This is a genomic window from Paenibacillus sp. ALJ109b (genome assembly GCF_010747435.1).
Lineage (GTDB): Bacteria > Bacillota > Bacilli > Paenibacillales > Paenibacillaceae > Paenibacillus > Paenibacillus taichungensis.
Genome location: NZ_JAAIFP010000013.1, coordinates 249,165 through 274,228, shown reverse-complemented (window position 1 = coordinate 274,228; position 25,064 = coordinate 249,165). Strand labels below are relative to the sequence as shown.

Sequence of the window (25,064 nt, the reverse complement as noted above, 5' to 3'; positions counted from 1 at the left end):
AAAATGGCTCTTTCCGCCTTATTGGACGGAAAGAGCCATTTTGATAATACCGGGGTCCTGTGCCATCAGCTCGCCTTCGCGAGTTTCGTGCCGCGAATCGATGCTGTAGCGTATACGACGAGCGCTGTCCAGATAAGCGCAAAGCCAACGAGCAGAACCGGCGAGACCGATTCCTTGAATACGAATATGCTCAGTAACAGCATGATCGTCGGCCCGATGTATTGAACGAAGCCGAGTGTAGACAACGACATCCGGGCGGCTGCTCGCGCAAAAAAGAGCAGCGGCAGCGCCGTGACTACGCCGGAAAGGAGCAATTCGATGAACGTCGGCGCAGGCAGCGTCCATGCCGTCGTTTTCCCCACAACGGCCAAATAGATCCAGTAGCCGAGCGCGACAGGCAGGACTACAGCCGTCTCCGAGAATAAACCTATAGAAGCGTCTTGCTTGATCTTCTTCTTCGCCAGGCCGTACAAACCAAATGACGCAGCCAGAGAGATCGCGACCCACGGAAACCGTCCATAGTCAATCGCGATGATAAGCACCGCTGCGCCAGCGATGGCAATCGCGAGCCATTGACCGCGGTTTGGCTTCTCACGAAGGAAGAGAACCGCTAACAAGACGTTCAGCAACGGATTCAAATAATAGCCAAGGCTTGTCTCTACGACATGGCCGTTGTTGACCGCCCAGATGAAGATAAGCCAATTAACTGCAATCAGCATTCCGCTGGCGGTGAGGGACAGAAGAAGCGAGCGGTTAGTTGCAATCCGCTTTATGTCACCCCAGCGCCGCTGGGCGGCGACCAGAATACCCATAAAAACAAACGACCATACAACCCGATGCGACAAAATCTCGCCTGCCGGAACTCCGCTAAACAACTTCCAATAAAGCGGGAGAACCCCCCACATGATATACGCAATAATAGCGTTGACCAACCCGTTATTCATAATCATTTTTCCCCTCTTCTTGCTCTGATGTCTGAACGGATTATACGTCTCAATCCCCTCTCAAGTAAAGGAAATAATTGATTGGTTTGATTTAATTATTACTTATTAGTCAAGGTTAATAATCTTATCAAAGCAGTATGAATCTTTGTCATAGCCATTATGCTCATAGAAAGCATGAGCGTCAGTTCGCTTGAATCCGCTGCATAAAATAATACTAGATATTCCGAGTTCTTTAGCATAATTTTCAGTGTGCCTTAATAGTTTTGTACCTACCCCACGATACTGAAATTCCTTTTTTACGGCCAGAGCTTGTATATGTAAATAACCAATCGTAATCCCTATGGATAATGCCTGAACTATAGTTACAAAACCAACCACATCATTTTCAAATAATGCAACAAATGTTTTGTAATTCCCGTCCTCTTTCATTTTTTCTTTAGTAACCCGGAAGTTTTCCTCATTAACATTGCGAATCTCAAGGACATCGTTCCATAAAAAAACAACTTCAGTATAATCATTCGCTACAATTTCTCGTATCTTAATTTCCATGCCTAACCTCTCTTTTCATACAAATAGATTTTAAAGGAAACCATTTCCTGTCTTGTAGCGTTTATGCTACGTGAATAACAATACTTAAGGAGGACTCAAGATGAAGCGATTAGTTTCTCTATTGTTGATGTTAAGTTTAGTTGTAGGTGTAGGATCCGTTGCATCTGCTTTGGATCAATCCTTATTGGATCTACCTTTTAAGGAACGTGCGGCGAATGTGTATAATCCTTCACTAAAAAAGGTCCTGTTAGATATCTCAAAGGACAACAAGTTAACGACAACCCAACATAACTCCATTTATGTTCCTGTGAAGGATGTTTTTAAACAATCTGGAGCAACGTTTAATTGGGACGGAAAGAAAAAAATTACTACGGTTAAAAATCAAGGCCAAGAACTGATTCTTAATTTCTCTGGCAAAGAAATCACAGGAAGTAAGAATCAAGTTGTTCTCCCTCGAGAGTGGGTGCAATTAAAAAATGGAGTCTCGAGTATTGATGCATTTGTCTTAGCATATATTTTTGAAGTATCTACAGATGACTCCGATCAAGAAAGAGTGGACTGGAAAGAAAAACTGAATTTCTTGGATATTAAAGGTACAGCCGGTTTGCCAGGATTAGATAAGTATATGCACGTAAATGTTCAGTTTAATGATTGAATGAAATCTATATTTTCTTAATTTTCTTTCGGTTATCATCGGGATAGGTTTCTTTTCCCTTATTAAGAAACCTATCTATGAATATCCGGTCCTCCGTACACCACGCTATCCCCCCGTTAGAGCCTCGCGAACGTGATGTAGTCGACTTGGACAGGCTCTGCCGATTCGATCCGAAGTGCCCGGTTGATCTGTCCCCGGTGATATTGCCCATGTAAGAGAACCTGCAGCAGGATGTCCCGGACGGATGTTCGGAATGAAACCCCACTCTGATTCGCGTAGTCGATCATTTCGTCCAACTCAGATTCCTCAAGCCCTTCGATATAGACGCGATATTGCTCAGCATTTTCTTCGAACATCGTCCGGATCGCCGTCAGGTCTTCCGCTTCTTCCCATAACGAATATTGCGCGCTGCCCTTACCCTGCAATCGGGACAGCCAGACTCGTTCTGCGACCGCAACATGCCGAACCAGTTTCAGAAGGTCCTTGTTCTTCGTCCCACTCTCTTCGAGCGCGTCCAGGATACGTCCGTCTGCCCAGTACAGGTGGTCCATCATACACTTGATCGTCTTCATTTCGAATTCCCCTCCTGGTCTCATCGATTACTTAAACCTGTTGTCTTTCGCTCGTTTCATCAATGAAGCTTTTCATTCGATTTAACTGATCTCTATCTGGATGCCATAGCGTCTTGGTTGATTGCCATCTTTTAGCGCAGATCGATAAGGAGTTGTTTTGCATAAGCATCCCAGTCTGTTCCATCTGTGTCAATCCCCCTTTACTTCATTATCGTTCGGAATTATTCATCACGTTGACTTACCAACGATTCCTCTTTATAATTCGGACATCTAGAGCCAAGACGATCCCTAGTCGTTTGTTTGAAACTAAAGAAAAACAGTAGAAAAGATTTCTGCAGTTTTCGAAGAATGGATCTTTGGTCTTTTTACAAACTCAAAAGTGAAAGATGTGAAGAAGTTATGAGTAAAGAGAAAGTATACTACGGTAAAAATATCGAGGTAATGTTTAATTCAGAGGTATGCATTCATTCCGGTATTTGCGTAAAGGGCCTCCCTGAAGTTTTTGATTTAAGCAAGCGTCCTTGGGTTAATCCCGATGCTGACACTACGGAAGCAATTTCCCGACATATTGACACATGTCCAAGCGGAGCACTGACGTATAAACGTCTGGACGGTGAATATTCAACAGAGAAAGAGGGATAAACATGCATATTGCAGAACATGATACCGACAACAAAAGATTTCTTATTCAAGATGATGGCGGAATTGCTGCGGTGATGACCTATGTAATCTCAAACCCGGAGCTCTACATCATTGATCACACCTTTGTGGAAAATGCTTACCGGGGACAAGGGCTTGGCGATAAGCTTATCCAAGCTATGGTGGAATACGCGCGGGAAAATGGTATTAAGATTTTACCCTTATGCCCGTTTGCCAAGGGACGATTCGAACGGATCTCCGAATACGCGGATGTCCTCCATAAATAATCCCTATTAATATAATTATGACAATAATAACAGAGAAGAGCCTGCAGGGACGAAATTTCTTCGTCCTCCTCAGGCTCTTTTTCTATCTGTGAATATCCCCGTATTCATAAAAATAGGTCAACATTTTCTGATTTTGATACATGAAGAACTCCCACTCTCTATAGAGGGGGGAGTTCTATTCATATTAAACAACTAACTGTATAGATTAAGAATCGCGAGTACATGAATCTATCCATCCGTTAGGCCTTCTGAACAGAGGACGCGTAAAATACGTCACTATGCATATGTTTGATTTTATCCCAGTTACCGGGATTGGTTGTGTCTGGAGAGCGGTGCTCCATGATTGCTTGATATAAAGCAGTCTTTTGTTCCAAATGAGCGATGTGCTGTTTGGCTTCTTCGAGCTTATTAAGTGCCGCTTCTTTATGCTCCATCATAAGTTTGTAGCGTTGCGGAATGGTCGAATCCCCTTCAAGACAGAAATCAACGTACATTTTAATGACTTCAATAGACATCCCGGATTGCTTGAGGCATTTGATGCCATGCAGCCAGTTGATCGATTCTTCGTCGAACATCCGAATATTGTTTTGATTGCGCTGTACACTTGGCACCAGTCCTTTATCCGTATAGAAGCGTACAGCATGCTCGGTAAGTCCCGTGATCAGCGCCGCTTCTTTGACCGTATGCATATAAAACCCTCCTTGAAAAATAAATGTTGGATGACGGCTTGCCTTCGTGTAACACGAAGGTGATAGGCTTATTGTAATGCAAATCTACCGTATGCGGAAGCGCTGCTCTGAGGAGCCTGATTTTCCGAGTATCGAGGCCATTTGCATCTTACATTTAAACACTGGGAGGAATTACAATGCAAACCGTAACATTAAACAATGGAGTGAAAATGCCGATCATTGGCTTTGGTGTCTACCAAGTTCCAGATGCTGAAGAATGCGAGAACGCCGTATATGAAGCACTGATGGCTGGTTACCGCCTGATCGACACCGCTTCAGGTTATCTGAACGAGGAAGCGGTCGGTCGTGCGATTAAGCGCAGTGGCGTACCACGTGAGGAACTGTTCATCACGACCAAACTCTGGGTTCAAGATGCCAACTACGAGAGAGCCAAGCTGTCTTTTGCTAAATCCTTGAAAAAGTTAGAGCTGGACTATCTCGATCTATACCTTATACACCAGCCGTTCGGCGATTACTACGGTGCTTGGCGTGCAATGGAAGAATTATACCGCGAGGGTAAGATCAAGGCGATCGGTGTCAGCAACTTCCTGCCTGACCGTCTGATGGACCTCATCATGCATAATGACATCGTTCCAGCTGTTAACCAGATTGAAACGCATCCGTTCTACCAGCAGACAGAGAGCGCCGCTTTTATGAAAGAGCAGGGAGTGCAGCATCAGTCGTGGGCCCCGTTCGCTGAGGGACTTAATAACATGTTCAGCAACGAAGTGCTAGTCTCCATCGCAGAAAAACACAACAAATCCGTCGCTCAGGTCGTGTTGCGTTGGCTTGTTCAGCGTCAAATCGTTGTCATTCCAAAATCGACGAAAAAAGAACGGATCATCGAAAACTTTGACATTTTCGATTTTGAGCTGAGTACGGCTGATATCGAACAAATCTCAGCTCTCGATACGCGGGAAAGTCTCTTCTTATCCTACCACGATCCCGAAGTCGCCGAGAGAATGGGCAACTGGAAATTCGATCTGTAACCATGATCGAATCTTAAACTCATCACACGTTTATCCCTGTCTATAGAAGGGATAGGCCGGTGGTATTATCCCCTCATGGTAGACAGTGAAAAAGAGGACAGGTTACTTGGCATGGGAACTGTATTTCGTTTTACAACATGGAACGTTTCCAAAACAAACTGGGCGACCTTTCCCCGATTGATTCCGGGAGAGAGTCACCTTAATAAAATCTCTTTTTTATTGTCTACTTGACGGGGCTATTTAATACTCCGTAATATCGATTGTAAGAATACTAGATTCTGCGAACCCAGATATCCTCACAGAGAAATAGTCTATTTCCCACTGTGAGCGCCAACGTTTAACTTAAATCCGTAAGGACTTGTTTTGCATAAGCATCCCAGTCTGCTTCATCTGTGTTAATCTCTAAAGTTGGAATCAATGATTGTTTCGTAGCCATTCGAAGATTTTCTTGATTATCTAAAAACGTTTCACATACTTGGGGAGTAGTAGACTTTCCCATCACATATGACTTCCAAGCTTCACCGCGACTTTCAATATACCTTGGCTCAACTGCATCCGGGGTCAAGGTTAAGAGTACACAATGTGCATTCATCATGAATAGACGTTTCTCAAGCAACTCAATCTCAGGAGAGGCTTTAAATGCGGCTCTATGATTTACATGAAACCTCTCTAAAAGAAAAAATATACCTTTTGATGGTTTTGAATGACCAAGAGAGTTAATCCAATCGTATTGTTGTTCCAGATAATCAACATGTCGCTTTAGAAGTGAAATATGTTCATCCTTATCCATGGATCTTAAAACACCTTGGTATGAATGCAATACTTGTGAATAGTGTTCACTTATTGCAATTATAGTTTTTTCACTATTCTGTGTTTGACTATGTAATCTCTTTATTGCAGAAAATAATGATGTTTTCCCTACAGTAGACATCCCTTCGATAATTACACCCCGAATCATCTTCCTACTCCTCCTAAGCTTCTTGGTATTCTGCCCTTTAGTATAACTTAGCCCCCGCTCAAATAGTTTGTTCGACGTAAGAATTAAACTCAACTGCCCGTTAGCTGAACAAAAGCAGCCGATCACATTGTGATCGACTGCTTTCTTGTTGTTATTGGGCTAACGTGTCCCGTTAGTCTAATAATGCGGATTATTTCATGAACAACAATTCTTATCCTTTGATCATGGCTATCAATTCAGACCGAGCAGACGCATCGTCTTTAAACACACCACGAAATGATGATGTTCTCGTTAAAGCTCCACTTTTTCTTATCCCCCTCCCACACTTGCAGTAATGCTCAGCTTCAATAAATACCGCGACTCCTTGTGGTTGAAGTGCTTTATCTAAGGTATCTGCTATTTGGCCTGTCAGTCTCTCCTGCACTTGAAATCTGTGCGCATATGCGTCAACCACTCTAGCCATTTTGGATAATCTCGTGATGATATTTCCTTGTGGAATATAGGCAATATGAGCCTTTCCATAAAACGGAGCGAAGTGATGCTCACACAGAGAATGGAAGGAGAGGTCTTTCATAAGAATCAATTCTTCACAAGATACATCAAATATCTTTTCTAGGAAGGCCTCAGGATCTTGACTATATCCTTTTGTATATTCCATAAACGCTTTAACAACATGATAAGGAGTCTCTTTCAATCCATTTCTAACCGGATCATCACCGCATAACAGAATGAGCTCAGTGATGCCTTTCAACACACCATCAACTTGCTTGACTTCCGTATCACTAAAGCTGTGCTCCAAGCCCTTTAATTTTTCCAACTCATGTAGAAACTCCGAATCTAGGATCATATAAATGATCTCCCCCTACAAAAAATTTAATATCCAATCATAAAGATCCCCTTAAAGAGTGCCATATGTTCTTTACAACATAGTCTACTTTAAGGGGATATGATTATTGTGCTTAGTAATTATAGAAAATTAATATGCCAATACTGATCAAGCAATTATTCATGAAAATACTTTGCCCCATTATTAGCAATAATCTCTTTGTACCACTGAAAACTTTTCTTTCTGATTCTTCTAAGCGTGCCAGAGCCATCATTGTTTTTGTCTACATAGATGAAGCCATACCTTTTTTTCATCTCGCCTGTACCGTTACTCACAAGATCGATTGGTCCCCAACTTGTATACCCTATAATATCAACCCCGTCTTTTATTGCTTCAGCAATCTCTGCAAAGTGAAGATCTAAATACTTAATACGGTAATCATCTTCAACGGTATCATTGTCCAAAAGAGTATCTTGCGCTCCAAGTCCGTTCTCTACGATAAATAACGGTTTATTGTACCTTTCATGCAACTGGTTACAAGTAATCCGCATACCTTTTGGATCGATTGTCCATCCCCATTCCGAGGTTTCCAAATAAGGGTTGATTACGGAACCAAACACATTCCCATCCGTGGAATTCTTCAATATTTCAGGATCAGCACTGGTACAACGGCTGGAATAATAGCTGAAACCGATGTAATCCACCGTATAAGTCTTCAAAATTTCCAAATCTTCAGGCTCAAACTGTATCTGAATTTCATTCTCGATAAAAAAGCGTTTTGCATAACCAGGATATTCTCCTTTGGACTGGACATCAATCAAGAAATAAGATTCGCGTTCCATTTTCATCACTTCCCAGTAATCTTCAGGATTGCTGCTATATGGATACACATTTCCAGCTGCCAACATACACCCGATCATGGCGTTAGGTATGATTTCATGACAAGCCTTAACCGCCAGTGCACTTGCAACCAGTTCATGATGCGCTGCTTGATACAGAACTTGTTGTTTGTTCTCACCTTCTTCAAAAATAATGCCCGCACCTGTATAAGGAAGATGCAACAACATATTAATCTCGTTGAATGTCATCCAGTATTTCACTTTAGTTTTATACCGCTCAAACAGTGTTTTGGAGTATTTTTCAAATAGCTCAATCATGATTCTGTTTTTCCAGCCGCCATAGGTTTTTGCTAGGTTCACAGGTAAATCAAAATGACTAATGGTAACAACGGGCTCAATATTATACTTCAGAAGTTCATCAAGCACGTCATCATAAAATTGCAATCCAGCTTCATTTGGGGTTACATCGTCACCATTGGGAAAAATACGGGCCCATGAAATCGACATTCGAAATGATTTGAAACCCATTTCCGCAAAAAGTGCGATATCCTCTTTATAACGATGATAAAAATCGATAGCTTCGTGCGAAGGATAAATCTCGCCTTCCTCGGGTAAAAATGAATTTAAAATACCCATCGAAACCTCATTACGCTTAGGCCCCTTCGGCATCAGATCAATGGTCGTTAGTCCCTTGCCATCAGCGAGGTATGCCCCCTCAATTTGATTGGCAGCCGTAGCGCCACCCCACAGAAAACCATCCGGAAATTTAGTGATTTTATTAAACATTTCCAATTACCTCCTTATTTTTGTGCGTATACTTTGAGTAACGGTTCTTTTTCATTTATTATGTCATTAGTAATTCCTACAATATCGTGGTACGTGGATGTATTCGTAATAACAATGGGGGTTACTGTCTCATAACCGGCATCCTGGATGGCCTGAAAGTCGAACTCTACAATGAGATCCCCGACCTGTACCCGATCCCCATCCTTCACGAAGGCATTGAAATACTGGCCTTTTAACTGAACGGTATCTTGTCCAATATGAATAAGTAACTCTACCCCGTCATCACTGATAAAACCAATGGCATGTTTCGTGCGGTAAATCGTTTGTACAATACCATTTACTGGAGATACAACACGTCCATTTGTAGGGCGGATGGCTATTCCTTTGCCCATATACTCTCCTGCGAAAGTTTCGTCCTTGATATCTTGGAGTCTAACAACAGTACCGGTCATCGGGCTAACGATTTCAAAAGGTTGGTCATTTAATTGACTTGTATTGGGAATGAATTCTTGTTTTTCAGCAATATGGGTTGATATCGTTTCTGTTGGATCTTTAAAACCAATGAAGTAGGTCAAGACAAACCCAAAAATAAAGGCGACGGCAGTTGCAATGAGTGACATATAAAAACTAAAATCAATACCAGCGGCCTTATTTACAAAGTTGGGATAGCCAAACACACCGAGACCTCCAAGAATGTAAAATTTTGACCCGGCAAATCCTAAAAGACCTCCCCCGATTCCTCCGGCAATACAACTCATTATGAACGGTCTCTTTAAAGGTAAGGTCAGACCATATATCGCAGGCTCTGTGACACCAAAAATCCCAGAAATGAATGCCGGTACACTCAATGCTTTTGTTTTTCGATTTTTGGTTTTGATCAGAACCGCTAGAACCGCACCAATTTGTGCAAATGAAGCCCCAAAAGAAAGCGCCATAATTGGATCTGATCCTATTGTTCCAATGTTCAGCAGCGCAATGGGAATGATTCCCCAATGAAGTCCAAAAAGAACCAAAACCTGCCACATGGAGCCTATAATTATACCTGTTAAAATAGGGCTGAATCCGTAAATTTCAGTAGCGCCTGCCCCAATTAAATTTCCTGCCCATGTAGAGATCGGCCCTATGACCAAAAAAGTAGCAGGGACGATTATAAGCATCGTAAAAAAAGGGACCAAGAACGTTCGTACCACTTGTGGTATAACTCTTTTTAGACGCTTTTCTAATTTTGATGCAGAAAATGAAGCTAAAATGATGGGTATGACCGAGGAGGAATACGTCATTAAAATGACAGGTAGACCCAGAAACGTGATATGAATTGGAGATTCAAAAATAGTCCCTCCAAACAATACGTATTGAGGCTTTCCTTCACTTAAACCAGACAACGTCGGGTATACGAGAGATGCTCCTATAGCCATTCCTATAAAGGATGACCCACCGAATTTTTTCATTGCAGTGTATCCTAAAAATACAGGGAAGAAGTAAAACAGGCAGTCTCCAGTTGCTTTTAATAATTGATACGTCCCAGATGTTTCCGTAATCCAACCAAAAGACAAAAACAATTCGTTGAATCCTTTGATCATTCCTGTTGCGGCCAACAGACCAAGCAATGGCTGAAAAACGCCTGAAATCATATCAATAAAGCGATTGAAAATATTTCCTTTGGCTGTTTTTTCTTCATTGGAATTTAATGTATCTTCATCATCTGAAGGCCAATTTCCTAGTTTAGAGATAGCTTTATACACATCCGGAACTTCGTTTCCGATCACAACTTGGTATTGACCCCCACTTTGCATAACCGTAATGACTCCAGACAGTTTCTTTAATTCTTCTGTTTGTGCCAATCTTTCGTCCCTCAATTGAAAGCGCAATCGTGTTATACAATGAACAACGCTGTTAACGTTTTCAACACCGCCAACTCGAGACAAAATCTCCTTGGCTAACTGGTCATAATTCATGAGTGTTCTTCCTCTCTGGCTGTGACTTTGCGTTAAAAAAACTGAATGGCTGCCCAGCGAATAGACTCTAGCCATCTTTTCCATGCTGACGTTCAGCGTTCTGAGATTTTTGCACAACGACGCTCAATTCTGCAAGGCTATTTTAGTAATTTTCAATTTGTCAACAGGCTTTGTATATTGAGAAAAGTTAGCAGAAAGTACGTCTTTTCTGGCCAGAAATGGTATTGCCTGATTTAACAGTCACAACCCAGTTGATGTACGAGCTCTCTTCGCGGACAATAATAAAACACTTTTTTTTAAAAATGCAAGTGTTTTTTCACTGCAACTTGACTTTTAGAGAGGAATTCAATTGAACATTCTAGCATTTCATATATGAAGTAATTTTAGTTCAATTAGCCCAAGGAAAATGAAGCATGATTGCATTATAAACACAATCTTCTTTGTAACCACTGCTACTGTGGATCTGGTTACCTTAGATTTTATTATCATTCTCTCCGACAAAGATTATTGACAAGAACAAACCATTGCTTTTATACTGATACCGAAATGAACGAAATACTAAAACCCGATGGATGTGGATTTTTCTAGAGAGTCATCTCTATTTTCGCCACACGAATGCCTCTGCGCATTTGTGTGGCTTTTTTGTATTCAAAAAAGGAGGTTTTTTTATGAAACTGTGGCATTATGCACTTATCGTTTTCTTGGGAGGTTGTTGTTACGGCGTACTTTCGACATTTGTGAAACTGGCATATAGTGCAGGTTTTTCTACACCAGAGGTAACTGGTGTGCAGTATTTCTTTGGGGCGGTTTTAAGTTGGGTGTCTGTGATTTTCGTCAAGAAGAAAAGCCTCACTCTTAAGCAAATTACGAAGCTTCTTTTGTCCGGAATTCCCTTTGGACTCACAGGTATGTTTTATTATCAATCGCTACAGACCATAAATGCTTCCTTAGCTATCGTCCTCCTTTTTCAGTTCGTTTGGATTGGGACGTTCTACGAATGGCTTCTCCAGAAGAAAAAACCAACCCGAGGCAAACTTATCTCGATTGGAGTACTGCTCTTCGGTTCGGTACTGGCGGCGAATGTCTTCTCTCAAGGAGATCTCTCGTTATCGTTGCAAGGAACAATTTGGGGGCTATTGGCTGCTTCAACCTTCGCTTTATTTGTTTTTCTCAGTGGTTCTGTTGCGAAAGATACTTCGCCCGTATTGAAAAGCGCCCTTCTTTCAACCGGAGCTGTTATTACTGTTTTTGTGGTGTTCCCTCCAACCTTCTTATTTAACCTGGATGTGCTGACAGGATTGAGTTCATACGGATTAGTTCTAGGCGTTTTTGGAGTTGTATTGCCTCCACTTTTGTACTCTATAGGTATGCCACATATTGGTTCAGGAATGGGTACAATTATGACTGCATCTGAACTACCTATGGCAGTTGTTATGTCTTCACTTGTATTAGAAGAAGTAGTAGGTTGGTCTCAGTGGACCGGTGTTGTTATTATTTTATGTGGCATCGCATTTAGTAACATAATACAAGGGGGATCAAGCCAGCAATCTGCAATGAAGGAATATACATCGCTTTAGTTTCTAAACAAGGTATGAAGGAGACTGATGAATAATGATCTCAGACCAAGACTTGAAGCATTTACAACGCTGTGTGGAACTTGCGCGAGTTGCATTAGTAAACGGAGATGAACCGTTTGGTTCCCTTCTAGTCGACCAACAAGGTAATGTGTTGGAAGAAGACTATAATCATGTTTCTGGCGGTGATCATACCCAACATCCAGAATTTGCTTTAGCACGATGGGCTGCTAATCATATGACACCAGAGGAACGAGCAAAAGCAACGGTATATACTTCTGGGGAACATTGTCCGATGTGTGCAGCTGCTCATGCATGGGTTGGATTAGGCCGTATTGTATATGCGAGTTCTTCTGCTCAACTGGTTCAATGGATGAATGAACTAAACGTCCCCCCGGCGCCTATCTATAACTTGTCCATTCAGGAGATTATTCGCAACGCGAAAGTTGATGGTCCTGTACTTGAGTTAGCTGACCAGATCAAAGCAATGCATGTTGAAATGCATCAACGAACAAAATGAGAGTAAAATTATTATAGAAGAAAAAATTCAAAGGTTGTCCCTATTCAATGACAAGCACTGCTGGTGGCTACTATATATATGATGAGAGATCATTAATTGGGTTGTAGAATTTGAGGTTGTTTTAAAAGGAACGTTATCTGTGATTATATATATTGTTTCAAGTCGCCCTATTTACGCGAACCTGCCCGTTAATTGAATAGAGGCAGCCGATCATGTTGACCGGCTGCCTCCTTTGGTTTTATTGTGCTAACGTTTCCCGTTAGTTTAATGACATATTATTCATTTAGTCGTTTAAATTTGAAGAGCTCGAGTAATGCATGGAAGAATCGAAGTGTATCTTCCTGAGATGTGATTCTATCTTCATACTCCTCATACAATGCATTAGCTAATGCGTGATTTCTATTTAAATTCCCTCCATAAAATCCATAAACTGCTCGTGAAATTGTCCAAGCAAATGAAGAACAATCAAGGCGTCTCTTTTGTGTCGCTTTACCCACAGTTGTTTTCCATGCCCAGATTTCTGCTAACGCGTTTAATGCCATCTCAGGAGTTTCTGAACTGAATTCCGGATCAAAGCCTTCATTGCTCCCCATCTGCATCACTTCATCAAGACCTATCGGTTTTCCTAAAATCAAACTTAGGTCCTTACGCATTAAGTCACGAATCAACGGAAAGTCAATTGTTGAGAAGTTTAACAGATCCTCTTTCCAGAACCATGGGTCATCAGGGTCTTTTATCTTTGTGAAATCAATTTCATTTATTTCATTCAATTGGCCTGGTGTTAAATCAGCGAGCCTAATTTTATTTCTTTTTAAAGTAGTTGTAGTTTGAGGTGACTCTTTATAATAGCAAACACCATTCTTACACCCATATTCTATTATGTATCCGGTGTCTCCATAGACTAATTTCTCATCGAAGTCAGCAGGCCTTGCTTTCTTTACATATTCAACAAAAAATTGAGCTGCATTAAGAACAGAAGCTTCATTTCCATTGCCTTCTATCGCAAGTCCGCTAGGTCCCTGATAAACTGTAATTTCATAAGAATTTTGAACATTGTCTGTTGCTGTGATGGTGTATTGAAAGGCATTCTCTGCATCGGATGTTTTATAATCGGGTTCTCCAAACAGAGTCAACAGAGATCCTCTAAATTGAGCAAGTTCTTCCCTATCTCCAATCTCTGGGGTAAGTATCTTCGAGCTTTCATAGTCATTAATATTTTTTTTACTTGCGATAAAATCATACATATTACTTTAGACCTTTCTTTGTTTAATTTAATTCAATCATATTAAAGGATAAAATAAATAACAATAAATTTTCACTTTAGATCACATTAGAACCTCGAGATGTTGTTAAACTAACCTGCCGTTAGTTTAATGGAAAAAGACAGCCGATTACTTGCCGGCTGTCTAAATTTAATTATTATAAGTCGTCCTAATGGGAACTCACGGCAACTTTATGCTTACAATTTCGACTTATGGCAAACTTATGCTTCCAAATACATTTAAAATATTACGAAAACACCAAAATTTTAAGCATTTTCTGACATACATATGGGTAAATATCTGATCCCTTTATGGGTTAAGTCTCATGTATCTGCGACTTAACCCATAAGTTTGCCATTTGGTTAACTTATGTTTCCAATATGTGATGGACTTCAGTATGATCTTGGTATCTTCACAAACAAATAGATAACTCAACGGAAAATAAGCAGTCTAGAAATCTTTAGATTGCTCATTAGCAACTAACGTTTCCCGTTAGCTTAGTCTTTTTTTTCTCATTTTTCCTTTAATAGAAAGTACGTTTCAATAATTTCAGTACCTCGAATTCCGATACTATGCTTATTCTGTCACCTACCGTAGTTGCGTCATAATAAGATTTCTTCACAGTAAGCCAGATTGCGTTGGGCATTTCATCATTCAATATTTCGCTTAGTGGCGATTCGATATCAGCCCTGCCGCGAACAACCAGTATTCTATCGTTTTCTTTTGCAACATCAAAACCTTCTTTATAATTCCAACGCTCATCAAAAATTAAAAGAGCCGTAGGGATGCTTTCCCATACGGCTCTCTTGTACGCGCGCTTCACGATTTAACCAAATCTTATCACGTAATCGAGTAAGTTGCCTATCTTTAGGACATCACCATCAATGAGTTTAATGCCTATCCACTAATGACCAGGCTAGCAGTTGACCAGGTAATGATTAAGGATAATATATCCTTGTACCATCAAAATAATTAAATGAAGTAATAGTCCAATCATTAACCTTCTTAGTCATCTCAGCTTCAATACTGTAGCTATAGTTATAGTCGCCAACAATCCCATCTGAATGAAAGACTGCTTTAAATTTAGTAAGACTTTTATTCCATTGAATATACTCTGACTCAGGAAGACCTATTTCTACGTTATTTTTATGAAATTGAATCCAGTATTTCTTTTTGGACATCGCATTTGTTGCAAGAGTCAATGCTTGATTATCTGTCAATGGACGAGCATATACCGTAATGTGCTCAGAATTTCCTGTCAAAGTAGATGTATCCCATTTGATATAATCGTTCGGATAGAAGAAGTTACTTAAAGCTTTAAATTGTACATACACCGAGCCATTTTTCAACAATACTCCATTACCAACAGTAGCATTAAAAGTCTTCCCGCCTTTAGTTAGTGAAGCAGTTTTTGTCTTCTGATTCCAAGTTATTTTTACATCAAAATATTTATCAAGTTGTTCATCGTATCTGAATAGATCATTCGTCGCCATACTACGGAGAGGGGCATATAATCTACCCTCAGAAAGCAAACCGTTTACTCCGCCATATGCATCATAATCATCATTTGCGGCATAAGAACTGCCCATTAGCGTAATCAAAATCGTGTTAAACTACTTATTATCATCCACATAAGATTTGCACACTGAAAATCACCAGCATGACAATGCGTTGTTATTAGAGTCAAACCAAAAGAAAGTCCGTGGAGTGTCAGAATGTCCATAGCCTAGCAAATCATAACCTATAACGAAATTATGGGCGGAAAACATCCGCATTTGCTCTTCCCAAATCCGATGATCATTAAAGTTGCCATGAATAAACCCAATCGACTCTCCACTACCTTTGCTTTCATAAAATAGAACTCCGCCCCGAACATCTATGTAACCTTGATTGAAAATAACATCACTCCCTTTATAGCAAGTCTGCCTTATGCAAGTTGTCTTCATTAATGGATCGTAGTACCTCGGAGACAGAGTAATTGCCTTTGCCGCAACAACGGTCTATTTCATCCCAGCATTCCTCTGGCAAGGTTAGCGAGATTTTACGCGTGATGACTATTGGCTTTCGGCCAGCGCCAGGGCGAGCTCCACCTTGTTTTTTCGAATGTTTACAATTGGTCGTTAATTTATTTTCTGTCATAAGTAATCACTTTACGCTTTGCTTTTTCGGGGTTTAAAAAAAGTGGAGTGGCGTCGTGTAAAATTATTTTAAAATGATGTGGCTTTTTACCTCCCTTCGGTGTCTAATGAATTGTAAGTTCAGGAGGAGGTACTACTGGTGTCACGAGCTCAAGACAAAAAGAATATCCCTGTTCTTCCGGAGGAACAGGAGCACATCCAACATTTCGAAGCCATTTATAATCAATATCGAGATAGAATTCGAAATTATATTGCAGTAAAGACGAATTCGGCAACTGCCGATGACTTAACGCAACAAGCTTTTTTAAAAGCAATGGAAAACTTTCACTTGTTTAAGTGTAACTCCAGTATATTTACTTGGCTATTCAAAATCGCGCAAAATATTGTGAAAAACGAGTATCGTACGAGATCACGAAAAAAAGAAACGGTGCACGAAGTAATCGATTTTCAGTCCCAATCGATATCCCTCGATATTGCAAGAGATGTCGACATCCGTCTTGATATTAGTGCTGCATTAGCCCGATTAAATGAATTAGATCAGCAGATCATATCATTGCGTTTTTTCGTCGACTGCACGTTATTGGAAATATCCAAAATCATCGGGATGCCTGAAAGCGCAGTTAAGAACAGACTCTACCGTGCCTTAAACAAACTGAAAAAAGAATTAAAAGAATGGGGTGACATTACAATCATGTCTATTAAAGAATTGATATCGATTGTGGATAAAAGCGAGGCTCCCTCCAAAAATGATGGTATGAACAAGGTATACCATGACTTATTTGAAGAGTTGAAAAGCAATGTAGAACGAATTATTACAACCTATCGTCATCGACCTTCTCAGAAAATCGCTATTGAGATCTATCCGGATCTGTCCACTTTTCATCAAGCAATAAACGAACCGGATGCGCCCGATTGGTTCATGGGAACCTATGAGGACAACAAAATCAAAATCGTATCCCCGCTCAACCCAGGCCCTGAACATACGTATCAATCGGTACTACGGAACACGATAAGCTTATTTACGATGTGGTTATTGAAGGACATTAACCCGTTGGCACCGAAATGGCTTACACACGGGCTCGGCGGGCATGAAGCCGGACAAATGTCACAAGAATATATCCAGTACAGCACCTCCGAAGCGATTCGAAATAACGCTGTTCCTAGCTTTCAAGCATTAACGGATGACACCTGGCATTTCGAGAAGATAGGGGGATATGCATTCTCACATCTTATCGTAGAATATCTCAACCATTCTTACAGTTTGGATGCGCTCAACAAATTCATACGCGATGCCACTGATTTTCAAGGCGCATTTCAAGTATCGGAAGCAGAGCTGCACGGGATGTGGGTGCAACATTTAAAATCTAGGCTATGATAATTTTAATACTAGTATTTGACCATAAGAAAACCACCTTCGAAAAGGTGGTTTTCTTATGGTCTCCCATAGCTCAACAGTACACTATACATTGTTCTATCTAGTACAGCCTTATAGCCCCAATCATTAAACTATCCTGCCCGTTAGCTTAGTGACTAATCGTTAATGGAACTATGTTTTTGTCCATTTCGGCAACAGTACAAGTTCTTTCCTTTCCTTTCCTTTCCTTGACTCAAGACAAGCTCTTGTACCAATAAAACAATAAAAGCCGCTAAATTAGCGACTTCAACGTCTATTGAAGAATAATGACAAAGTGAACGCTATTCCGATTTTGTATCTTCATTTTCCGCTTTTTTGAGCTGCTTTCTCTCGATATGGGCCTTCCCCCATTGATGTAAAGTTTCCAAAATCGGAGAAAGGCTCATGCCGTATTCCGTGATCGAGTACTCCACTTTCGGAGGGACTTGAGGATAAATGACTCGCTTCACGATCTCTTCCTCCTCCAACTCGCGCAGATGGAGCGTAAGCATCCTTTGCGTGATATCAGGCAGCAATCTTTTTAATTCATTGAACCTCAAAGGTTCACCTTGAAACAAATGATAAAGAATCATCGGCTTCCATTTGCCGACAATTGAATCCAGCGCAACAACGAATTGACATTGGACAGGGTCCTTTTGCATGTGTTCTCCTCCGTTACAGTACCTTTTTTAATACTATACCACATGATTGTGCGTACTTCACAAATAGTACATATGCGATATGATTAATCCAGAAAGTGTATTTAATTTAATTACAGAAGGGAAGTTTTAAATCATGTCAACCTTACTATACATCACCGCACATCCTCTTGATCCTCAGTCATCTTATAGCCTCGCAGTTGGAAATGAATTTATTGAAGCATACCGTGAGGCAAATCCAACAGATGAAGTTGCTTATTTAGACCTGTACCAAGAGAACATTCCGCAAATCGATGCTGATGTCTTACGCGGTTGGGGAAAGATGCGATCAGGTTCGTCTTTCGATCAACTGACTGATGCTGAGAAATCAAAAGTGGCTCGTCATGAGACGATTATAGACCAATTCGTGGCTGCCGATAAGTATGTGTATGTTTCACCTATGTGGAATTTCTCGATCCCACCGGTTCTGAAAGCATACACGGATGTGACTTCAGTTCCGGGTAAGACTTTCAAATATACCAAGGATGGACCTGTGGGTCTGTTGTCCGGCAAAAAAGCATTACACATTCAAGCTTCCGGATCCGTTTATTCGGAAGGTCCACTTGCTCCGATTGAAATGGGATACAGCTATCTACAAAAGATATTACATTTCTATGGTATTCAATCTATTGAGGCAATTTTTGTGGAGGGAACGGCATCATTAGAGCAAGCACCAATTATTAAGGAAAAAGCAATTGCAAAAGCAAAGGAATTTGCCAAACGTTTCTGATCTCACGTTAATTAAACAAAACAGCCGATCATGTTGGTCGGCTGTCTTCTTGGTTTATTTAACCAAACTTTCCCATCGGAGTAATAATTTATTAGTTACATCATTCGGAATTGAACCATCATTATAACGATAAGAGAAGAAATACAGCTTAGTATTGCAATCAAAATATGAAGACAACTGAATGAGATTTTTTCTAGAAAAATTCTTTCTTTTTTTTGAATGAAACACGAGTAAATTAACACAGTGATCACAATGGGCAGATAATGATAAAGATCCGGTCCATCCTTACTGGGTAATACTTTATTAATATAGCCACCTATTGTTTCATCAATGATCATAAATGTATATATAACTCCGATTAACGCTGAAATAAAAAACTGAAATGCTAACTGAACTAGATTTTTCTTTAAAAACAAGGGACCAATTTTTCGGTATAGGTCATTGACCATTATATCTTTGTTGCCTCCTCATTTTTTTTGAATAACACCCCTATATTTTACCATACAGCTTGTTCTAGTGATTTAGCGCAGTGACACCACAAATTAAAACTAATCTGCCCGTTAGTTCAATAAGATAGAGGAGCAGTATCGTCCGGGTCTGAACCAGCTGCTCCCCATACTTCCCCATCAACGTTATAACCGCCACCGCTCCATTGAAGCAAGTAGCCTCCAGTACGCATGCCTTGCGTGAAACCTTGATTAATATTTATCCAATCCAGAGATTCCCCAGCAGCAATCGTTCTAGCGAAATACACTTCACTAGTATCTAAGTGTGTTAAACTAACATTGACTTCATGGCTACTATTGTTCTTCATTAGAAGTTTTATATGTACAAATTCCGGATTTATTGAAAAGGGTTGCTGTACCGTTGCGCCCCCAGAAGCAATATAGTGCGAGGGTTTATCCTCTTCTTCACTTAAAGTATTAGTAAGGGTTGTACTTGTTGACTTGCTTGATAATACACCAGACTTTGGAGTAGAGGTATTCTCTTGAGTTGAACTTGTTGAATCACAGGCAGTTACGGTCGCTGTTGTTAAAGATAATAATAAAACAGCAAAAAAAAGCCCCTTTTTTTTCACAACTTTATCCCTCGTATTCTTTTATTAGTTATTCTAAACCTATAATACGTTGCTCGTTATTTATAACGCTATCAAATCAATGAAAGTTACATCTGTAATTCACAAAATGGCTACCCGAAAAGAAAAAACGAATGATTAGTTCTCCATGGGAAACTTCAATGGATTTAATACCCGTATATTTAAGAGTCCCTTTTACTTTTATTGCTTCACCAGTAACTATAATAGTTGGCGTTGTTACTTCGAGAACAAAATCAGATGCTACTACACTTTGAGTCACAGTATCTTCATTTTTTTCTGTTGATGAACACCCAGCAAATATCATGGATACCACTAATACCAACATTAAGATCCAACTATTCATTTTTGTCACATCATATCACCTCTCTCATACTACAACGGATTTATATCGAATTTGTTGTTTAATTTCAAGGATACAAGTCATTCCGCTTCATAGTCTACTTAAAGTCAAATATTAAAAAGGCTCCCATGTAAGCTGGCAGCCTTAATTGCTTTCGTTTTCCATTAGTTTGAATTACCGAATCATCTCATTGATTTTGCTAACGCGATCATTTCCTCTCTAGTTAATTCTCCGCTGTCCATTTCAATGAAAGTATCATTTTGTACCCATCGTAGGTATCCTCCTGGTATATGATTAGCCCATGGTTCAAATCGCCCTTGGATTCCATTTATGTTAATTTTCTCTCCATGTTCATTAAATTTAAAATCCTCGACTATAGTTCTTGTTGTACTTGTTCGATTACGAACATCGATGTTAGTGATAACTCGGTTTATTTTATATCCACCAGCTTTATGTTCTTCAATTCCAAACAAATATGTCTGTCCTGATTCATCAAAAAAATGAAGTCTAACTTTTGAAACAGATGGGCTAAGATCAGACGGGTATGGTTCCTTAATTTCTAATTTATAGTTTTCAACCAAGTAAGATGGCGAAAAGAGTTTGAAATCCGCAGCAGTTTGCAGCTTGTCCAAATCTACATTTGAAAAAGCTTGCGTAGGTTTAGCTGATGCGATGAGTAGGTCATTGTTGATTCCAACAGAAAGCGTAAAGATAAAAATCAATGAAACAATTCGTTTAAGCAAGGGCATTCCCTCCATATTTTTTAGTAATATTATGCCATTGTTTAATTCAACTATTCTTCCCTTTAGTTTAATGAATCAACATGTGTAGCCTTAATGGAACCTACCACTTATTTCATTAATCTCCCATTACTTCATAATCATTCGGAATTAACTCATACAAGGCACGAACATCACAACCAATGGAATCAGCGATCGATATGGCAATTTTGAGCGGCATCACTCTTTTGTTTTCAATAAAGTCGTAAACTCGTTCCGGTTTAAAAAGCAATTCTTTTGCCAGCCATTCCGCTGATTTTCCGGATTCCATCAATCGTTCATTCAGTAAGCAACGTCCTAGTTCAAATTTCAAGAATCGATGCCCTCCTTCATAAGATCACATTTAACCTTAAGCGTAGTCCATTAACAGCATTTCTATACAAAAACCAATAAACCAACACGAAATCCTAGTCGTAATGTTATTAGTAGGTCAAGTGGATTTAGATAAGAGGAAAGGCATAGATCAAGGACTTCATTTTACAGTATATTTTTTCGATATATTATGTACAGACTTTTATTTTAAATTTTAACTATTAAAGTTATGGGAGCTGTAAATTGATGTGTTGAGGGGGAAATGCAGTGAAAACAAAGATTGTATCCATACTAAAAATGAGATCTTTGAGAACAAAGTTAGTCACTCTATGCTTGGCTATACTAATTGTGCCCACGATCGTGATAGGGTTCACTTCGTATACGGTTTCGAAAAATGAAATGAATGAATCAGGCAAGGCAGCACTTGAAAATAGTGTGAATATGGTTATTGGCATGATTAGCATCCTCAATGAGCAAGTAGAGAGCGGAGATTTAACATTGGAGCAAGCACAGGAAAAACTCCGCGTCGAACTGCTCGGTGAAAAAAATGCAGATAATAAGCGGCCTGTAAAAAGTGAATATACTGTAGGGGAAACAGGATATCCATGGGCAGTTGATAAGGTTGCTCATTCCGTGATGAATCCTTCAAATGAAGGTCAGGATTTGACAGATGTCGTAACCGAAGATGGCGTGTATTTGGGGAAAGAGCTTGTTAAGGTTGGATCAGCCGGAGGGGGATTTGTCACCTACAAGTGGGCTCTACCTGATACAGGTGAAATAGAAACGAAAGTTTCATATGTTGAAATGGATCCACATTGGGGCTGGATAATTGGTTCAGGTGCATATTTAAGTGAGTTCAACAGCGGTGCAACGCAAGTTCTTTATCTTGTAATAATGGTTACGGCAGTTGCAGTAGTTCTCGGATCAGTTATCGTCAGCATCGTCTCAGGGCGTCTAACGAAGCCTATCCTTAAGATCGCCAAACGACTGAAGTCAGTTGCGGACGGTGATCTAACCGTTGAAGAAGTCAAAATGAAGTCCAAAGATGAAATAGGCGAGCTGTCTAAAGACTTTAATGAAATGATTAAAAACATGAGACATCTTATTAGACAAGTCGATCTCTCCACAAAGCAGGTAGCTTCATCCTCCAAAGAATTGACCCTTGGGGCAGAGCACACCAGTCAAGCAACTGAGAATATCACCATTTCGATCCAAGAATCCGCAGTCGGCGCACAAGAGCAACAAATGATGCTTCAAAGGACAACCAACTCAATCGAGGAAATATCAATTGGTATCCAGCGAATAGCGGAAAGCTCATCAACTATTGCTGATTCTTCTGTTGATGCGATGGAATTAGCCAATATAGGTAGTACTGCCATAGAGCACACGACGAAGCAAATGAACCTGATTAACCATTCCGTTAATGAAACCGATGTAGTAATGAGGATGCTTGATGAACGCAGCCAGCAGATCGGTACGATGCTACATGCCATTACGGATATCGCAAAGCAGACTAACCTTCTGGCTTTAAATGCTTCGATTGAGGCTGCCCGTGCAGGAGAAGAAGGCCGCGGTTTCTCCGTAGTTGCTGCTGAAGTGAGAAAACTTGCTGAACAATCGAATCAGTCATCCGGGCAGATTTCCACGTTGATTCATGATATGCGTACAGACATAGAGCAATCTCTTAAAACGTTGGAACGAGTTAAACAGGACGTTGACTCCGGTATACAGATTGCTAGTGAGACAGAACAACAGTTCAACAAAATTGTGGGGTCCACAAACTTTATCGCGCAACAAACGGAAGAACTCGCCAGTGTTACACAGCAGATAACTGCAAGTGTCCAGGAAATAACAGCGGGTCAAGAGCAAGTCTCCAATCTTGCGCTTCAAGCTGCAGACAACTCACAAAATATAGCTGCATCTTCAGAAGAACAACTGGCTTCAATGGAGCAAATTACGAGCTTAGCCACAACCTTGTCGGAAATGTCACAGCAGTTAGAGCGTTTGACAATCCAATTTAAGTATTAATCTCTAAAATGCGAGTGCACTTGCAGTTATGAACTAACCTGAGTTAATTGAACAAAGGCAGCCGATCACGTTGGTCGGCTGCCTCCTTGTTTTTATTGAGTCATTGTTTCCTGTTAGCTTAAAGAAACATCGTCAATCAACACTTTATTTTCTTACTACATCAAACATCGATTTATGTTTTGAACTATAAAATGATATCTACATAATCTAAATCAGTTCCTGCTTCCGCTTCAGATACCCGTACAACACTATTCCAGATGCCGCACAGATCACAGCGCATAGGCCGATGAATCCGTACCCTGCTTGAAGTCCGCGCAACAACCCAAGCTGAGTGGTTGGACCATATGCATTCTTCACGCCCTCAATCACCCAACCAATCACATAGTTACCAATGACACTACCAATCCCCATCAGGGTAACTGTGAACGTAATCGCAGTGTCACTGCCGTTCGGATATCTGCGTGCGATAAATGCCATGACTGTTGGATAGATCATCGCAATACCCGCTCCGGATACGGCAAAGAAAAATGCCAGCCCCTCTCCGCCTGCAATGGCCACGAACGTACATACCGCCGAGAAAGCAGAGAATAGAATCAACGACAATACGAATCCGATCCGGTCCGTAAGCGGCCCTAGCAGCAGGCGTCCCAACGAGAAGCTGAGGAAGAACGCAGACAGCAGGCCAGATGCTTTGACCGTGTCCCACGTGTAGGCTTTCTCCAGAAAGTTAACGAGCCAACCCCCAACCGCCAGTTCAGATACCACGCCAAAAGAAAGAATGAGCACCATCAGCCAGATGGCTGGATCACGTGTTAACGTCTTCAGTGAAGTCCGATCTTCATGAGGAAGATCATCCCCCGGAAACTTGCTGCGCAGCGCCGCAATAATCGGCAGCATACAGAGTGACAACATCACCAGATACATACCGCGCCAGTCTAGTTCGTGACCAAACACGTGCAACGACATCACACCTGTCGCCAGCAAAGGCGCTACCGTTGAACTCAGCCCATAGAAGAAATGGGAAAGGTTCATCATCGTACCTGTGTTTTTCACAAAGATCCGCGCACCCAGAATCGCCAGCGCAATCTCCAGCATGCCGTTTCCGATGTACATGAAGAAGTATGATGAAGCAAAGAGCGGATATGTATGAGACACATAAATGAACACACCCGAGAGGATCATCGATGCAAACGAAATGATGCTAACCGCCTTGATGCCCCATTTGCGAACCAGAATAGCCGTGAAGGAGCAGGCGATCAGGTAACCCAGTGCATTCAGGGACAACAACGTCCCGAGCTGTTTCTCATCCAGATTGAAGTCGAATTGAATGCGCGGGATGGCTGGTCCCTTAATATTTTCCGATATGCCAAACACGATAAATCCCAGAAAAATCGTTGCCAGTTGCATGGCATACAGTTTGTTGAACTTTTTCTTGTTTCCTTGTGTATCTGCTTGCTGATTCAAAAT

The 25,064-nt window shown here is 40.7% G+C and carries 26 protein-coding genes; 9 read left to right on the top strand and 17 right to left on the bottom strand.

Going from position 1 to position 25,064, the window contains the following annotated elements; genetic code table 11:
• Window positions 1-65: 65 nt before the first annotated feature.
• Both rarD and G3352_RS15810 read right to left on the bottom strand, forming a co-directional pair.
• The gene (rarD, locus tag G3352_RS15815; protein WP_163757845.1) at window positions 66-944 is read right to left on the bottom strand and encodes an EamA family transporter RarD; all 879 of its coding nucleotides are present in this window, start codon (window positions 942-944) and stop codon (window positions 66-68) included.
• A 105-nt stretch (window positions 945-1,049) separates the two neighbouring features.
• Window positions 1,050-1,493 carry a GNAT family N-acetyltransferase gene (locus G3352_RS15810; protein ID WP_163757843.1) on the bottom strand — a complete coding sequence of 148 codons (444 nt, stop codon included), beginning with the start codon at window positions 1,491-1,493 and terminating at the stop codon, window positions 1,050-1,052.
• A 100-nt stretch (window positions 1,494-1,593) separates the two neighbouring features.
• Between G3352_RS15810 and G3352_RS15805 the strand changes: the two genes are divergently transcribed.
• Complete coding sequence (locus G3352_RS15805) at window positions 1,594-2,148, top strand: stalk domain-containing protein (protein WP_163757841.1); 555 nt, start codon at window positions 1,594-1,596, stop codon at window positions 2,146-2,148.
• 116 nt (window positions 2,149-2,264) lie between these two features.
• On the opposite strand, the gene G3352_RS15800 is transcribed toward G3352_RS15805, so the two are convergent.
• Window positions 2,265-2,720: a DinB family protein gene (locus G3352_RS15800; RefSeq protein ID WP_163757839.1), complete on the bottom strand. Its 456-nt coding sequence runs from the start codon at window positions 2,718-2,720 to the stop codon at window positions 2,265-2,267.
• 399 nt (window positions 2,721-3,119) lie between these two features.
• On the opposite strand from G3352_RS15800, the gene G3352_RS15795 reads away from it, so the two are divergent.
• Window positions 3,120-3,362, top strand: a complete 243-nt coding sequence (locus G3352_RS15795; protein ID WP_163757880.1) for a (4Fe-4S)-binding protein — start codon at window positions 3,120-3,122, stop codon at window positions 3,360-3,362.
• Between the two features lie 2 nt (window positions 3,363-3,364).
• Window positions 3,365-3,646 carry a GNAT family N-acetyltransferase gene (locus G3352_RS15790; RefSeq protein WP_163757837.1) on the top strand — a complete coding sequence of 94 codons (282 nt, stop codon included), beginning with the start codon at window positions 3,365-3,367 and terminating at the stop codon, window positions 3,644-3,646.
• Between the two features lie 239 nt (window positions 3,647-3,885).
• On the opposite strand, the gene G3352_RS15785 is transcribed toward G3352_RS15790, so the two are convergent.
• A complete protein-coding gene (locus tag G3352_RS15785; RefSeq protein ID WP_163757835.1) occupies window positions 3,886-4,335 on the bottom strand; it encodes a MerR family transcriptional regulator in 450 nt (149 codons plus the stop codon).
• Window positions 4,336-4,511: 176 nt separating this feature from the next.
• Between G3352_RS15785 and G3352_RS15780 the strand changes: the two genes are divergently transcribed.
• Complete coding sequence (locus G3352_RS15780; protein WP_163757833.1) at window positions 4,512-5,363, top strand: aldo/keto reductase; 852 nt, start codon at window positions 4,512-4,514, stop codon at window positions 5,361-5,363.
• Window positions 5,364-5,700: 337 nt separating this feature from the next.
• Here G3352_RS15780 and G3352_RS15775 read toward each other — a convergent pair whose 3' ends face one another.
• The 4 genes from G3352_RS15775 to G3352_RS15760 form a co-directional block, all read right to left on the bottom strand.
• Complete coding sequence (locus tag G3352_RS15775) at window positions 5,701-6,321, bottom strand: hypothetical protein (RefSeq protein WP_163757831.1); 621 nt, start codon at window positions 6,319-6,321, stop codon at window positions 5,701-5,703.
• Between the two features lie 211 nt (window positions 6,322-6,532).
• A complete protein-coding gene (gene folE / locus G3352_RS15770) occupies window positions 6,533-7,168 on the bottom strand; it encodes a GTP cyclohydrolase I FolE (RefSeq protein WP_163757828.1) in 636 nt (211 codons plus the stop codon).
• Between the two features lie 155 nt (window positions 7,169-7,323).
• Window positions 7,324-8,772, bottom strand: a complete 1,449-nt coding sequence (locus G3352_RS15765) for a 6-phospho-beta-glucosidase (protein ID WP_163757825.1) — start codon at window positions 8,770-8,772, stop codon at window positions 7,324-7,326.
• Window positions 8,773-8,786: 14 nt separating this feature from the next.
• The gene (locus tag G3352_RS15760; protein ID WP_163757823.1) at window positions 8,787-10,727 is read right to left on the bottom strand and encodes a beta-glucoside-specific PTS transporter subunit IIABC; all 1,941 of its coding nucleotides are present in this window, start codon (window positions 10,725-10,727) and stop codon (window positions 8,787-8,789) included.
• A 668-nt stretch (window positions 10,728-11,395) separates the two neighbouring features.
• On the opposite strand from G3352_RS15760, the gene G3352_RS15755 reads away from it, so the two are divergent.
• Window positions 11,396-12,304, top strand: coding sequence for an EamA family transporter (locus G3352_RS15755; RefSeq protein ID WP_163757821.1), 909 nt, complete (start codon window positions 11,396-11,398; stop codon window positions 12,302-12,304).
• A 34-nt stretch (window positions 12,305-12,338) separates the two neighbouring features.
• A complete protein-coding gene (locus tag G3352_RS15750; RefSeq protein WP_163757820.1) occupies window positions 12,339-12,821 on the top strand; it encodes a nucleoside deaminase in 483 nt (160 codons plus the stop codon).
• 275 nt (window positions 12,822-13,096) lie between these two features.
• Here the strand turns inward: G3352_RS15750 and G3352_RS15745 are convergent, their stop codons facing one another.
• The 3 genes from G3352_RS15745 to G3352_RS15735 form a co-directional block, all read right to left on the bottom strand.
• Window positions 13,097-14,065, bottom strand: coding sequence for a hypothetical protein (locus G3352_RS15745; RefSeq protein ID WP_163757818.1), 969 nt, complete (start codon window positions 14,063-14,065; stop codon window positions 13,097-13,099).
• Window positions 14,066-14,606: 541 nt separating this feature from the next.
• Window positions 14,607-14,906, bottom strand: a complete 300-nt coding sequence (locus G3352_RS15740) for a hypothetical protein (RefSeq protein ID WP_163757816.1) — start codon at window positions 14,904-14,906, stop codon at window positions 14,607-14,609.
• A 115-nt stretch (window positions 14,907-15,021) separates the two neighbouring features.
• Entirely contained in the window at window positions 15,022-15,672 is a 651-nt protein-coding gene (locus G3352_RS15735; protein WP_163757814.1) for a stalk domain-containing protein, read from the bottom strand.
• A gap of 688 nt (window positions 15,673-16,360) precedes the next feature.
• Here G3352_RS15735 and G3352_RS15730 point away from each other — a divergent pair.
• Entirely contained in the window at window positions 16,361-17,596 is a 1,236-nt protein-coding gene (locus G3352_RS15730; protein ID WP_163757812.1) for a sigma-70 family RNA polymerase sigma factor, read from the top strand.
• 320 nt (window positions 17,597-17,916) lie between these two features.
• On the opposite strand, the gene G3352_RS15725 is transcribed toward G3352_RS15730, so the two are convergent.
• The gene (locus G3352_RS15725) at window positions 17,917-18,276 is read right to left on the bottom strand and encodes a winged helix-turn-helix transcriptional regulator (protein ID WP_163757810.1); all 360 of its coding nucleotides are present in this window, start codon (window positions 18,274-18,276) and stop codon (window positions 17,917-17,919) included.
• Between the two features lie 133 nt (window positions 18,277-18,409).
• On the opposite strand from G3352_RS15725, the gene G3352_RS15720 reads away from it, so the two are divergent.
• Window positions 18,410-19,042: an FMN-dependent NADH-azoreductase gene (locus tag G3352_RS15720; RefSeq protein ID WP_163757808.1), complete on the top strand. Its 633-nt coding sequence runs from the start codon at window positions 18,410-18,412 to the stop codon at window positions 19,040-19,042.
• 565 nt (window positions 19,043-19,607) lie between these two features.
• Here G3352_RS15720 and G3352_RS15715 read toward each other — a convergent pair.
• The 4 genes from G3352_RS15715 to G3352_RS15700 all read right to left on the bottom strand — a co-directional run bounded on the left by G3352_RS15715 (window position 19,608) and on the right by G3352_RS15700 (window position 21,570).
• Window positions 19,608-20,120: a pilus assembly protein gene (locus G3352_RS15715; RefSeq protein WP_163757805.1), complete on the bottom strand. Its 513-nt coding sequence runs from the start codon at window positions 20,118-20,120 to the stop codon at window positions 19,608-19,610.
• Between the two features lie 76 nt (window positions 20,121-20,196).
• Window positions 20,197-20,490 (bottom strand): hypothetical protein, encoded by a 294-nt coding sequence (locus G3352_RS15710; protein ID WP_163757803.1) that lies wholly within the window; start codon window positions 20,488-20,490, stop codon window positions 20,197-20,199.
• 170 nt (window positions 20,491-20,660) lie between these two features.
• Window positions 20,661-21,221, bottom strand: a complete 561-nt coding sequence (locus G3352_RS15705; RefSeq protein ID WP_163757801.1) for a DUF4367 domain-containing protein — start codon at window positions 21,219-21,221, stop codon at window positions 20,661-20,663.
• A gap of 115 nt (window positions 21,222-21,336) precedes the next feature.
• Window positions 21,337-21,570, bottom strand: coding sequence for a transcriptional regulator (locus tag G3352_RS15700; RefSeq protein ID WP_099857029.1), 234 nt, complete (start codon window positions 21,568-21,570; stop codon window positions 21,337-21,339).
• Between the two features lie 266 nt (window positions 21,571-21,836).
• On the opposite strand from G3352_RS15700, the gene G3352_RS15695 reads away from it, so the two are divergent.
• Entirely contained in the window at window positions 21,837-23,597 is a 1,761-nt protein-coding gene (locus G3352_RS15695) for a methyl-accepting chemotaxis protein (RefSeq protein ID WP_163757798.1), read from the top strand.
• A 207-nt stretch (window positions 23,598-23,804) separates the two neighbouring features.
• Here the strand turns inward: G3352_RS15695 and G3352_RS15690 are convergent, their stop codons facing one another.
• Entirely contained in the window at window positions 23,805-25,004 is a 1,200-nt protein-coding gene (locus tag G3352_RS15690) for an MFS transporter (protein ID WP_163757878.1), read from the bottom strand.
• Window positions 25,005-25,064: the final 60 nt, after the last annotated feature.

Coding starts and splice junctions, on each gene's coding strand:
- rarD (WP_163757845.1), bottom strand. CDS start 944: ATGAATAACGGGTTGGTCAACGCTATTATTGCGTATATCATGTGGGGG.
- G3352_RS15810 (WP_163757843.1), bottom strand. CDS start 1,493: ATGGAAATTAAGATACGAGAAATTGTAGCGAATGATTATACTGAAGTT.
- G3352_RS15805 (WP_163757841.1), top strand. CDS start 1,594: ATGAAGCGATTAGTTTCTCTATTGTTGATGTTAAGTTTAGTTGTAGGT.
- G3352_RS15800 (WP_163757839.1), bottom strand. CDS start 2,720: ATGAAGACGATCAAGTGTATGATGGACCACCTGTACTGGGCAGACGGA.
- G3352_RS15795 (WP_163757880.1), top strand. CDS start 3,120: ATGAGTAAAGAGAAAGTATACTACGGTAAAAATATCGAGGTAATGTTT.
- G3352_RS15790 (WP_163757837.1), top strand. CDS start 3,365: ATGCATATTGCAGAACATGATACCGACAACAAAAGATTTCTTATTCAA.
- G3352_RS15785 (WP_163757835.1), bottom strand. CDS start 4,335: ATGCATACGGTCAAAGAAGCGGCGCTGATCACGGGACTTACCGAGCAT.
- G3352_RS15780 (WP_163757833.1), top strand. CDS start 4,512: ATGCAAACCGTAACATTAAACAATGGAGTGAAAATGCCGATCATTGGC.
- G3352_RS15775 (WP_163757831.1), bottom strand. CDS start 6,321: ATGATTCGGGGTGTAATTATCGAAGGGATGTCTACTGTAGGGAAAACA.
- folE (WP_163757828.1), bottom strand. CDS start 7,168: ATGATCCTAGATTCGGAGTTTCTACATGAGTTGGAAAAATTAAAGGGC.
- G3352_RS15765 (WP_163757825.1), bottom strand. CDS start 8,772: ATGTTTAATAAAATCACTAAATTTCCGGATGGTTTTCTGTGGGGTGGC.
- G3352_RS15760 (WP_163757823.1), bottom strand. CDS start 10,727: ATGAATTATGACCAGTTAGCCAAGGAGATTTTGTCTCGAGTTGGCGGT.
- G3352_RS15755 (WP_163757821.1), top strand. CDS start 11,396: ATGAAACTGTGGCATTATGCACTTATCGTTTTCTTGGGAGGTTGTTGT.
- G3352_RS15750 (WP_163757820.1), top strand. CDS start 12,339: ATGATCTCAGACCAAGACTTGAAGCATTTACAACGCTGTGTGGAACTT.
- G3352_RS15745 (WP_163757818.1), bottom strand. CDS start 14,065: ATGTATGATTTTATCGCAAGTAAAAAAAATATTAATGACTATGAAAGC.
- G3352_RS15735 (WP_163757814.1), bottom strand. CDS start 15,672: ATGGGCAGTTCTTATGCCGCAAATGATGATTATGATGCATATGGCGGA.
- G3352_RS15725 (WP_163757810.1), bottom strand. CDS start 18,276: ATGCAAAAGGACCCTGTCCAATGTCAATTCGTTGTTGCGCTGGATTCA.
- G3352_RS15720 (WP_163757808.1), top strand. CDS start 18,410: ATGTCAACCTTACTATACATCACCGCACATCCTCTTGATCCTCAGTCA.
- G3352_RS15690 (WP_163757878.1), bottom strand. CDS start 25,004: ATGCAACTGGCAACGATTTTTCTGGGATTTATCGTGTTTGGCATATCG.